The organism is Pantoea sp. XY16 (genome assembly GCF_025153065.1).
GTDB lineage: Bacteria > Pseudomonadota > Gammaproteobacteria > Enterobacterales > Enterobacteriaceae > Pantoea > Pantoea alfalfae.
In genome coordinates, this window is record NZ_JANZNP010000009.1 from 202595 (window position 1) to 214323 (window position 11729).

Annotated in this window: 11 protein-coding genes; all 11 read left to right on the forward strand. The window is 54.3% G+C overall.

The genetic code is table 11. From position 1 onward, the window contains the following. The first annotated feature begins 92 nt into the window (after window positions 1–92). The 11 genes from ispC (at window position 93) to rnhB (ending at window position 11729) form a co-directional block, all read left to right on the forward strand. Entirely contained in the window at window positions 93–1289 is a 1197-nt protein-coding gene (gene ispC, locus N1689_RS14245) for a 1-deoxy-D-xylulose-5-phosphate reductoisomerase (RefSeq protein WP_161735489.1), read from the forward strand. A gap of 181 nt (window positions 1290–1470) precedes the next feature. After that, the gene (gene ispU / locus N1689_RS14250; protein WP_009091989.1) at window positions 1471–2223 is read left to right on the forward strand and encodes a (2E,6E)-farnesyl-diphosphate-specific ditrans,polycis-undecaprenyl-diphosphate synthase; all 753 of its coding nucleotides are present in this window, start codon (window positions 1471–1473) and stop codon (window positions 2221–2223) included. An 18-nt stretch (window positions 2224–2241) separates the two neighbouring features. Further along, on the forward strand, window positions 2242–3099 hold the full coding sequence (gene cdsA / locus N1689_RS14255) for a phosphatidate cytidylyltransferase (RefSeq protein ID WP_161735491.1): 858 nt from the start codon (window positions 2242–2244) through the stop codon (window positions 3097–3099). Window positions 3100–3111: 12 nt separating this feature from the next. Then, window positions 3112–4458 carry a sigma E protease regulator RseP gene (gene rseP, locus N1689_RS14260; protein WP_161735492.1) on the forward strand — a complete coding sequence of 449 codons (1347 nt, stop codon included), beginning with the start codon at window positions 3112–3114 and terminating at the stop codon, window positions 4456–4458. Between the two features lie 51 nt (window positions 4459–4509). Continuing rightward, entirely contained in the window at window positions 4510–6921 is a 2412-nt protein-coding gene (gene bamA / locus N1689_RS14265; protein ID WP_222924509.1) for an outer membrane protein assembly factor BamA, read from the forward strand. Window positions 6922–7031: 110 nt separating this feature from the next. Further along, window positions 7032–7529, forward strand: a complete 498-nt coding sequence (gene skp, locus N1689_RS14270; RefSeq protein ID WP_003852644.1) for a molecular chaperone Skp — start codon at window positions 7032–7034, stop codon at window positions 7527–7529. Window positions 7530–7532: 3 nt separating this feature from the next. Then, on the forward strand, window positions 7533–8558 hold the full coding sequence (gene lpxD, locus N1689_RS14275; protein WP_013356846.1) for a UDP-3-O-(3-hydroxymyristoyl)glucosamine N-acyltransferase: 1026 nt from the start codon (window positions 7533–7535) through the stop codon (window positions 8556–8558). 152 nt (window positions 8559–8710) lie between these two features. Beyond that, complete coding sequence (gene fabZ / locus N1689_RS14280; protein WP_003852639.1) at window positions 8711–9166, forward strand: 3-hydroxyacyl-ACP dehydratase FabZ; 456 nt, start codon at window positions 8711–8713, stop codon at window positions 9164–9166. Window positions 9167–9169: 3 nt separating this feature from the next. Continuing rightward, window positions 9170–9958, forward strand: coding sequence for an acyl-ACP--UDP-N-acetylglucosamine O-acyltransferase (gene lpxA, locus N1689_RS14285; RefSeq protein ID WP_013356847.1), 789 nt, complete (start codon window positions 9170–9172; stop codon window positions 9956–9958). Between the two features lie 3 nt (window positions 9959–9961). Further along, window positions 9962–11110, forward strand: a complete 1149-nt coding sequence (gene lpxB / locus N1689_RS14290; RefSeq protein WP_161735496.1) for a lipid-A-disaccharide synthase — start codon at window positions 9962–9964, stop codon at window positions 11108–11110. Continuing rightward, on the forward strand, window positions 11103–11729 hold the full coding sequence (gene rnhB, locus N1689_RS14295) for a ribonuclease HII (RefSeq protein WP_161735498.1): 627 nt from the start codon (window positions 11103–11105) through the stop codon (window positions 11727–11729). Before lpxB ends, rnhB begins: the two co-directional genes overlap by 8 nt.

Sequence of the window (11729 nt, forward strand, 5' to 3'; positions counted from 1 at the left end):
AACGCCGTACAGAGAGGTATTCATATGAATGCGACATCTGGCGGCGTTTTACATTGTGCCTGCGGGCACGCTGACTTCACACGGATAGCCTCATGAAGCGATTAACTCTGCTGGGATCCACCGGCTCGATCGGCACCAGTACGCTGGCGGTGGTTCGCGCCAACCCAGAGCTTTATCAGATTACGGCGCTGGTTGCCGGCCATAACGTGGCGCTGATGGCCGAACAGTGTGCGGCCTTTACGCCACGCTACGCCTGCATGGCAGACGAGGCTTCTGCCGCTGCGCTACGTGAGCGACTGAGAGCAATCAGGGTCAATACTGAAGTGCTCTCCGGCGTTCAGGCAGCCTGTGAGCTGGCTGCGCTGGATGAGGTGGATCAGGTGATGGCGGCCATTGTCGGTGCATCAGGTTTACTGCCAACGCTGGCCGCCATTCGCGCCGGTAAAACGGTGCTGCTGGCCAACAAAGAATCGCTTGTCACCTGCGGCCGTTTGTTTATGGAGGCGGTGCGTCATCATAACGCGCAGTTACTACCGGTCGACAGCGAGCATAACGCCATTTTTCAGAGTTTACCGGCTACCATCCAGCATCAGTTAGGTTACGCTGACCTGCGGGATAATGGCATTGAGTCAATTATCCTTACGGGATCGGGTGGTCCTTTTCGTGACACAGATTTAGCAGATCTCAGCGCCATGTCGCCAGATCAGGCCTGTGCACATCCGAACTGGTCGATGGGGAGAAAAATCTCCGTCGATTCGGCCACCATGATGAATAAAGGTCTTGAGTACATTGAAGCCCGTTGGTTGTTTAATGCCAGCGCAGCGCAGATGGAAGTAATCCTTCACCCACAGTCGGTGATTCACTCCATGGTGCGATACTGCGATGGCAGCGTGCTGGCTCAGTTAGGTTCTCCCGATATGCGTACGCCCATTGCCCATAGCATGGCGTGGCCTTCGCGCATCAAAGCAGGCGTGACGCCGCTGGATTTTACCCGCATGTCGGCGCTGAGCTTTGCAGAACCTGATTTTAGTCGCTATCCCTGCCTGAAGCTGGCCATTGATGCCTGTGAGGCAGGGCAGGCGGCGACCACCACGCTGAATGCAGCCAACGAGGTTGCCGTCGCGGCTTTCCTGAATCACCAGATCCGCTTCACCGACATCGCGGCGCTTAATAGCGCGGTGATGGCGGCACAAGTGTGTCCGGAGCCGGATTCGGTGGACGCTGTCCTTGAAATTGATCGCTCCTCGCGCGCGCTGGCGGCAGAAATGTTGCCGCGCTTCACGTCGTGAAGCCGATCGTTATGAGGCCATTTGTTCGCTTCAGGTGAAAATGGTATAGTCGCTGGCTCGCGTTTCACGGTCTGTCACCGAATTCGGTGTGGCCCGGCACCAAAAGCGTGTCGGGATTTGAACCGGGCGCAATGTATTCAGAAACCACAGCATTTCTGATGAAAGGAATTGGTTAAGCGTTATGTCGTCTAACAATCACAACAACACTGATGACCAGCAGGGAAACGGTCCGCGCCATGTCGCTATCATCATGGATGGCAACGGTCGCTGGGCCAAAAATCAGGGAAAATTGCGCATTTCAGGCCACAAAGCGGGCGTTAAATCGGTGCGCCGTGCCGTCAGCTTTGCGGTCAGCAACAATCTTGAAGCCCTGACGCTTTACGCCTTCAGCAGTGAAAACTGGAGCCGTCCGGCACAGGAAGTCACCGCGTTAATGGAACTGTTTGTCTGGGCGCTCGACAGCGAAGTTAAAAGCCTGCACAAACACAATGTTCGCTTACGCGTCATTGGCGATACCAGCCGTTTCAGCCCGCGTATTCAGGAACGTATTCGCCGTTCTGAGACGCTGACCGCAAATAATAGTGGCCTGACGCTCAACATTGCTGCCAACTATGGCGGCCGTTGGGATATTATCGAAGGCGTGAAAAAACTGGCTGAGCAGGTGCAGGAAGGATTACTGCGTCCTGACCAGATTACCGAAGAGAGCCTGACGTCGCAGCTCTGTATGCAGGAGCTGGCGCCAGTGGATTTAGTGATAAGGACCGGGGGAGAGCATCGGATTAGCAACTTCCTGCTGTGGCAGATTGCCTATGCTGAATTCTATTTTACCGATGTGCTCTGGCCGGATTTCGATGAACACGTTTTTGAAGGTGCACTGAATGCATTCTCTCTGCGGGAGCGTCGTTTTGGCGGCGCTGCACCAGGCGGCGCCTGAGCAATCTGGGGGTAACCTTTGCTGAAGTCTCGTCTGATTACCGCGTTGATATTAATTCCGCTGGTAATCGCTGCACTGTTCTGGTTACCACCTGTGGGCTTTGCTCTCACTACCATCGTTATCTGTATGCTGGCCGCCTGGGAATGGGGTCAGTTTGCAGGCATGGCATCACGGCAACAGCGCGTCTGGCTGGCTGTACTTTGTGGTCTGCTGCTGGCGCTGATGCAGTTTACGCTGCCACCTTATCAACATACGGTGCATCTGCCACAGATCGCGACATCGCTTTGGGCGTCGCTGGTGTGGTGGGGCGCTGCACTGCTGCTGGTGCTCTCCTATCCCGCTTCTGCGGCCTTCTGGCGCCATTCGCGTCCCCTTCGCTTACTGTTTGGCGTATTAACGCTGGTCCCGTTTTTCTGGGGCATGGTGGCGCTGCGCCAGTATCACTATGACACCGACCACTTCGCCGGTGCCTGGTGGCTGCTGTTTGTGTTGCTGCTGGTGTGGGGAGCGGATTCAGGTGCCTATATGTTTGGCAAGATGTTCGGCAAGCACAAGCTGGCGCCAAAGGTCTCACCTGGCAAAACCTGGGAAGGCTTCCTGGGCGGTCTGGTCACCTCGGCGCTGATTGCAGTGCTGTTTGCGACGCTGGCGCCACTGACGGTTTCCACCGGTACGCTGGTGATTTGCGCGATTATCGCGACGCTGGCCTCCGTGCTGGGCGACCTCACTGAGAGCATGTTTAAACGTGAAGCGGGCATCAAAGACAGTGGTAATCTGATTCCTGGTCACGGCGGCATTCTTGATCGTATTGATAGTCTGACTGCGGCGGTGCCGGTGTTTGCCTGTTTATTGCTGCTGGTGTTCCGCACCCTTTAAGGACAGGCAAAGATGTTGAGCATAATCTGGAGTTTCTTCGCCTTTATCGTTGCGCTGGGCGTGTTGATTACCGTTCATGAGTTTGGCCATTTCTGGGTCGCTCGTCGCTGTGGCGTCAAAGTTGAGCGCTTTTCCATTGGGTTTGGTAAGTCGCTCTGGCAGCGCCGTGACCGCCACGGCACGGAATTTGTCATCGCGCTGATTCCCCTTGGTGGCTACGTTAAAATGCTCGACGAACGTGTCGAAAGCGTACCAGCCGAGCTGCGTCATCAGGCTTTTAATAATAAAGCTGTCTGGCAACGCGCCTCCATCATCGCGGCAGGTCCTGTCGCTAACTTCCTCTTTGCCATCTTTGCTTACTGGGTTGTGTTTATTCACGGCGTGCCGGGTGTGCGCCCGGTGATCGGTGAAATTTTAAACGGTTCGGTGGCTGCGGAAGCGCAAATTGCGCCCGGCATGGAACTTAAGGCCGTTGACGGTATCGAAACGCCTGACTGGGATGCTGTGCGTATGGCGCTGGTGGGTAAAATCGGCGACAGCAGCACCACGTTAACGGTGGCACGATTTGGCGAGGATGCGACTCAGCAGAAGCAGCTGGATTTGCGTAACTGGCAGTTTGAGCCTGATAAGCAGGATCCGGTCGTCGCATTAGGCATTCAGCCTCGCGGTCCGCAAATTGAGACCACACTGGCAGAAGTACAGGCGAATTCGCCAGCCAGTGAAGCCGGTTTGCAAGCAGGCGACAGGATCGTTAAAGTCGATGGTCAGCCATTATCGCAGTGGCAGACATTTGTGACCCAGGTCCGGGACAATCCCGGCAAAAGCATGACGCTTGAGGTGGATCGCGGCGGTGAGTCAATTGCGCTGACGATGACGCCAGAAGCGAAAGCTGGCACGACAGCGGGCTTTGCGGGTGTGATTCCGCGCATTGTTCCGCTGCCCGAAGAGTACAAGACGGTAAGGCAGTATGGCGCGTTTGCGGCTATCGGTGAGGCCAGTGTAAAAACCTGGCAGCTGATGAAGCTCACCGTTTCCATGCTGGGCAAGTTAATAACCGGTGATGTGAAGCTGAACAATCTGAGCGGGCCAATCTCGATTGCGCAGGGTGCAGGGTTGTCAGCAGAATATGGGTTGATTTATTACCTGATGTTCCTGGCGTTGATTAGCGTCAACCTGGGCATTATCAACCTGTTCCCTTTGCCGGTTTTAGATGGTGGGCACCTGCTGTTCCTGGCGATCGAAAAGATCAAAGGTGGACCGGTGTCCGAGCGAGTTCAGGACTTTAGTTATCGCATCGGCTCAATTTTGCTGGTGCTGTTAATGGGGCTTGCACTTTTCAATGATTTCTCACGTTTGTAACCGCTGGAACGCGAACATTCGAGGGATGTGTTAGGAAAACGCATAACAACGATGGCGATGAAAAAGTTGCTCATAGCGTCGCTGCTGTTTAGCAGCGCCACCGTTTACGGTGCAGACGATTTCGTGGTGAAGGATATTCATTTCGAAGGGCTGCAGCGAGTCGCCGTCGGCGCGGCTCTGCTGAGCATGCCAGTACGGGTTGGCGATACGGTGAATGACGATGATGTCAGAAATACCATTCGCTCGCTGTTCGCTACTGGCAACTTTGAGGATGTTCAGGTCCTGCGAGACGGTACAACGCTGATTGTCCAGGTCAAAGAACGTCCTACCATTGCCAGCATTACCTTCACCGGTAACAAAGCGGTGAAAGAGGATCAGCTCAAACAAAATCTGGAAGCTTCAGGCGTCCGTGTCGGCGAAGCGCTGGACCGTACTACTATCTCTTCTATCGAGAAGGGACTTGAAGACTTCTATTACAGCGTCGGTAAATATACCGCTAACGTGAAAGCCGTGGTCACGCCACTGCCGCGTAACCGCGTTGATCTGAAGCTGGTCTTTACGGAAGGTGTCTCTGCCAAAATTCAGCAGATCAACATCGTCGGTAATAAAGCCTTCAGCTCAGATGAACTGATCTCCCGCTTCCAGCTGCGCGATGAAGTGCCATGGTGGAACGTGGTGGGCGATCGTAAATACCAGAAGCAGAAACTGGCGGGCGACCTCGAAACCCTGCGCAGCTTCTATCTGGATCGCGGTTATGCACGCTTCAACATCGATTCGACCCAGGTCAGCCTGACGCCAGATAAAAAAGGCATCTACATCACGGTGAATATCACCGAGGGCGATCAGTACAAAATCGCTGGTGTAATCGTCAATGGCAGCATGGCGGGCCATTCAGCAGAAATTGAACATCTGACCAAAATTCCGGCAGGCGAGCTTTATAACGGTGCCAAAGTCACGAAAATGGAAGATGACATCAAGAAACTGCTGGGCCGCTATGGCTATGCCTATCCGCGCGTAGCCACACAGCCTGAAATCAATGACACCGATAAAACCGTCAAACTGCATATCAACGTGGATGCGGGCAATCGTTACTACGTGCGTAACGTCCGTTTCGAAGGCAATGACACGTCAAAAGATTCGGTGTTACGTCGCGAAATGCGTCAGATGGAAGGTGCATGGCTGGGCAGCGATCTGGTTGAACAGGGTAAAGAGCGTCTGAACCGTACCGGTTACTTTGAAACCGTTGATGTGGATACGCAGCGTGTACCAGGTGCGCCGGACCAGGTTGATGTGGTCTACAAGGTTAAAGAGCGCAACACCGGCACCTTCAACTTCGGCGTCGGTTATGGCACTGAAAGTGGTGTGAGCTTCCAGGTCGGGGTAACGCAGGATAACTGGCTGGGCACCGGTAATACCGTGGGCATCAGCGGGACCAAAAATGATTATCAGACCTATGCTGAATTCTCGCTTACTGACCCTTACTTCACCGTTGATGGTGTGAGTCTGGGTGGTCGTCTGTTCTACAACGACTTCAAAGCGGACAATGCGGACCTTTCTGACTATACCAACAAAAGTTATGGTCTGGATGGCACGCTTGGCTTCCCGGTTAACGAAAACAACACCTTGCGTGTCGGTCTTGGCTATGTCCACAACGACCTGTCAAACATGCAGCCGCAGGTTGCGATGTGGCGTTATCTGGATTCAGTCGACAAGCCGCAACAGCTTAATGATAAAGGCGAATTCTCAGCCGATGACTTCACCTTTAACTACGGCTGGACTTACAACACGCTGGACCGCGGCTTCTTCCCGACATCCGGTAACCGTACCAACCTGAATGGTAAGGTAACGATTCCAGGCTCAGATAACAGCTTCTATAAGGCCACGCTGGACACTCAGCAGTATGTGCCGATTAACCAGGATCGTACCTGGGTGCTGCTGGGCCGTGGTCGTGTCGGTTATGGCGATGGACTCGACGGCAAAGAGATGCCGTTCTATGAGAACTTCTACGCCGGTGGTTCGAGCACCGTGCGTGGCTTCCAGTCCAACACCATTGGACCGAAAGCGGCTTACTACAATAACAACTCGTCGAACTGCCGAATTGCCGATCCGAATGGCGTCTGTAAGTCTGACGATGCGGTGGGCGGTAACGCCATGGCGATTGCCAGTCTTGAGCTGATTACGCCAACGCCGTTCCTGAGCGAAAAGTATGCTAACTCGGTGCGTACCTCGGTGTTTGTCGATGCCGGTACCGCGTGGGATACCCATTGGGAAAATACGGATCAAACGCGCGCAGCGGACATTCCCGACTACAGCGATCCTAACAATATCCGCGTATCAAGCGGTGTGGCGCTGCAGTGGATGTCACCGCTCGGTCCGCTGGTGTTCTCGTACGCCCAGCCGATTAAGAAAGTCGATGGAGACAAGTCAGAGCAGTTCCAGTTTAACATTGGTAAAACCTGGTAATGTTCTGAGCATGGATGCATAGCTGAAGTCTTGCTGCCGGGCAGCACCTGTTGCTGTTCCGGAGCAAACACTGTGTCGCTGACACAAACGTTGATGGTAAGGAGTTTATAGTGAAAAAGTTGTTGTGTGCCGCAGGTCTGGGTCTTGCTTTAGCGGTCTCCGCTGGTGTTCAGGCTGCCGACAAAATTGCAGTGGTAAACGTGTCCAGCATTTTCCAACAGTTACCGCAACGTGCGACTGTTGCTAAACAGCTGGAAAACGAGTTCAAAGGCCGTGCAACTGAGTTGCAGAGCCAGGAGCGCGATCTGCAGACCAAAATGCAGCGTCTGCAGCGTGACGGTTCTACCATGAAGGCCAGCGAACGCAGCCGTATGGAAAAAGATGTCATGTCTCAGCGTGAAGCCTTCTCTTCAAAAGCGCAGGCTTTTGAGCAGGATAATCGCCGTCGTCAGATGGAAGAGCGTAACAAGCTGCTGAGCCGTATTCAGGATGCCGTTAAGAAAGTCGCTGACAGCGATGGTTATGACGTCGTGATCGACGCTAACGCGGTGGCTTATGCATCAAACGCAAAAGACATCACTGCTGACGTGCTGAAACAGGTTAAATAATTCATGTCATCTATTCGACTGGCTGATTTAGCCCAGCAGTTGGATGCAGAATTGCACGGAGATGGCGATATCGTCATCTCCGGCATTGCTTCTATGCAATCCGCCACAACTGGCCAAATCACTTTTCTTGCAAACAGCCGTTACCGCGAGCAACTCGCCCTGATAAAGGCCTCAGCCGTGGTGCTGACGGAAGCGGATCTGGAGTGGTGCAAAACCGCAGCCCTGGTAGTCAAAAACCCCTACCTGACCTATGCGCGTATGGCACAGATACTCGATACCACCCCACAGCCAGCGCAGAATATCGCCCCAAGCGCGGTAATCGATCCCTCAGCCCGACTTGGCAATAACGTTGCCATTGGTGCCAATGCGGTGATCGAAGCGGACGTTGAGCTGGGTGATAACGTGGTCATTGGTGCGGGATGCTTTGTTGGCAAAAAAACCCGTATCGGCAGCGGAACCCGCCTCTGGGCCAACGTCTCGGTTTATCACGAGATCGAAATCGGCCAGGATTGTCTGATTCAGTCTGGTACCGTCATCGGTTCTGATGGTTTTGGCTACGCCAATGATCGCGGTAACTGGGTGAAAATCCCGCAGTTAGGCGCGGTAATTATCGGTGATCGCGTCGAAATAGGTGCCTGCACTACCATCGATCGCGGTGCGCTTGATAACACTCTGATCGGCAATGGTGTTATCATAGACAACCAGTGCCAGATCGCTCACAACGTAGTTATTGGCGACAATACTGCGGTTGCAGGCGGTGTGATCATGGCGGGTAGTCTGAAGATTGGACGTTACTGTATGATTGGCGGTGCCAGCGTCATTAACGGCCATATGGAAATCTGTGACAAAGTAACGGTGACCGGTATGGGTATGGTCATGCGTCCTATCACAGAGCCTGGTGTCTATTCGTCAGGCATTCCGCTGCAACCCAACAAAACCTGGCGCAAAACTGCAGCGCTGGTGATGAACATCGATGATATGAGCAAACGCTTAAAAGCCATCGAGCGCAAGGTCGGCAAAGACGACTAACCGCCATCCCAAAACTGACCGGCTTTCATAATAAAAATGTTAAGCAGGGAAGCCCGGCGCCACAGAACCTATTTGCGGCCTGCGGAAGATCATTTTGATCTGTGCAGGCCGTGTTATTGACGTCATCAGATTTTTAGGACAGGAAGAGTATTTTGACTACTGAAACTCATACTCTGAAAATTGAAGAGATTTTAGAGCTGCTGCCGCACCGCTATCCGTTTCTATTGGTAGACCGCGTGCTGGAATTTGAAGAGCACAAATACCTGCGTGCAGTGAAGAACGTTTCTGTTAATGAACCGTTTTTCCAGGGGCACTTCCCTGGTAAACCGATTTTTCCTGGCGTTCTGATACTGGAAGCGATGGCGCAGGCCACCGGTATTCTGGCGTTTAAAAGCGTAGGTAAACTGGAACCAGGTGAACTCTATTACTTTGCCGGTATCGACAGTGCCCGTTTCAAGCGCCCTGTGGTACCAGGCGATCAGATGATCATGGAAGTCACTTTCGAGAAAACCCGCCGTGGTCTGACCCGCTTTAAAGGCGTGGCGACTGTCGATGGTAAAATCGTTTGTGAAGCGACCATGATGTGTGCCCGTAGCCGGGAGGCATAATTCGTGATTGATCCAACCGCCACTATCCATCCCAGTTCAGTCATCGAAGAGGGCGCTGTTATTGGCGCCCGCGTTCACATTGGCCCTTTTTGCTTTATTGGCGCGAATGTGGAGATCGGTGAAGGAACGGTACTGAAGTCACACGTTGTGGTTAATGGCCACACGCGCATCGGTAAAGATAATCAGATCTATCAGTTCGCCTCGATTGGTGAAGTGAATCAGGATCTGAAATATGCCGGTGAGCCAACGCGGGTTGAGATCGGCGATCGCAACCGCATTCGTGAAAGCGTGACGATTCATCGCGGCACCACGCAGGGGGGCCATGTCACCACCGTGGGCAGCGATAATCTGCTGATGGTAAATGTCCATATTGCGCATGACTGCGTGATTGGCAACCGCTGTATCTTCGCTAACAACGCCACCCTGGGTGGTCACGTGACGGTCGATGATTTCGCCATTATTGGCGGCATGACAGCGGTACATCAGTGGTGCATCATCGGTGCTCACGTGATGGTAGGTGGCTGTTCCGGCGTGGCGCAGGATGTGCCGCCTTACGTTATTGCGCAGGGCAACCACGCGACGCCGTTCGGAATCAATATTGAAGGTCTTAAGCGCCGTGGCTTCAGCAAAGAGTCGTTGCACGCCATTCGCAACGCCTACAAGCTGCTCTACCGCAGCGGCAGAACGCTGGAAGAAGTGAAGCCGGAGATTGAAGCCATCGCGCAGCAGCACAGCGAAGTGCAGCCTTTCTACGACTTCTTCACCCGTTCAACCCGTGGATTAATTCGTTAATCCATGTCAGCGCGTCCTTTAACGATTGCCCTGGTCGCCGGAGAAACCTCCGGCGATATTCTTGGTGCGGGTCTCATTCGTGCCCTGAAAGCCCGTCATCCTGATGCACGCTTTGTCGGCGTGGCGGGCCCACTGATGCAGGCTGAAGGGTGCGAAGCCTGGTATGAGATGGAAGAGCTGGCGGTGATGGGCATTGTCGAGGTGCTGGGTCGCCTGCGACGTCTGCTGACAATCCGCCGCGATCTCACCCGGCGCTTTACCGGACTCAGACCCGATGTCTTTGTCGGCATTGATGCGCCCGATTTCAATATCACGCTGGAAGGCAATCTCAAACGCACGGGCATTCGCACGATCCACTATGTCAGCCCTTCGGTGTGGGCATGGCGGCAAAAGCGCGTGTTTAAGATTGGTCGTAATACCGATCTGGTACTGGCCTTCCTGCCGTTTGAAAAAGCTTTCTACGATCGCTATAACGTTCCCTGTCGCTTTATCGGCCACACCATGGCGGATGCCATGCCGCTGCAACCCGACAAACTGGCTGCGCGCCGTCATCTCGGTATTGCCGATGATGCACTGTGTCTGGCCCTGCTGCCCGGCAGCCGTGGTGCGGAAGTGGAAATGCTCAGCGCTGATTTCCTGAAAACAGCTCAACTGTTGCGTCGTCACTATCCGGCGCTGGAAATCGTGGTGCCGCTGGTTAATGCCCGTCGTCGCGAACAGTTTGAGAAAATCAAAGCCGACGTCGCTCCCGAACTGCCGATGCATCTGCTGGATGGTCAGGGACGTGAAGCGATGATTGCGAGTGATGCCGCACTCCTGGCGTCAGGTACTGCCGCACTGGAGTGCATGCTGGCAAAATGCCCTATGGTCGTCGGTTATCGAATGAAGCCGGCCACGTTCTGGCTGGCGAAACGGCTGGTAAAAACGCCTTACGTCTCGCTGCCAAATTTGCTGGCCGGGCGTGAGCTGGTCAAAGAGTTACTGCAGGATGAGTGTCAGCCAGAAGCCCTGGCCGCGGCATTAGATCCGCTGCTGCATGCCGGGCCTGAGCGCGAAACCCTGCTGCAGACGTTTCATGAATTACATCAACAGATCCGCTGGCACGCCGATGAGCAGGCAGCGGATGCGGTACTGGAGCTGGTGAATGCCTGATTTTATCTATCCTGTCGCCAGGCTGATTGCCGGTGTGGACGAAGTGGGGCGCGGCCCGCTGGTCGGCGCGGTCGTCACTGCTGCAGTCATCCTCGACCCGGCTAATCCGATTACCGGCCTGGCTGATTCCAAAAAACTGTCGGAAAAGCGCCGCCTGTCGTTGTATGACGAAATCAAAGAGAAGGCGCTGGCATGGAGTCTGGGACGTGCAGAACCTGAAGAGATCGACCAGCTCAACATCCTGCATGCCACCATGCTGGCGATGCAGCGCGCGGTCGCTGGCCTGAGTATCCAGCCCGACTATGTACTGATTGATGGTAATCGTTGCCCGGCGCTGCCCATGCCTTCACAGGCTGTCGTCAAAGGGGATAGCCTGGTGGCCGAAATCAGTGCAGCCTCCATCATCGCCAAAGTATCGCGCGATCGCGAGATGGCCGAGCTGGATCTGCTTTTCCCGCAGTATGGCTTTGCGCAGCACAAAGGTTATCCGACGGCGCTGCATATGGAAAAACTGACGCAGTATGGCGCCACGCCGCACCACCGTCGCAGTTTTGCGCCTGTACGCAACGCGCTGCTCGACGCTGAAGTACTGGCTGCCCGCCAGACCCTTACGCTTTAA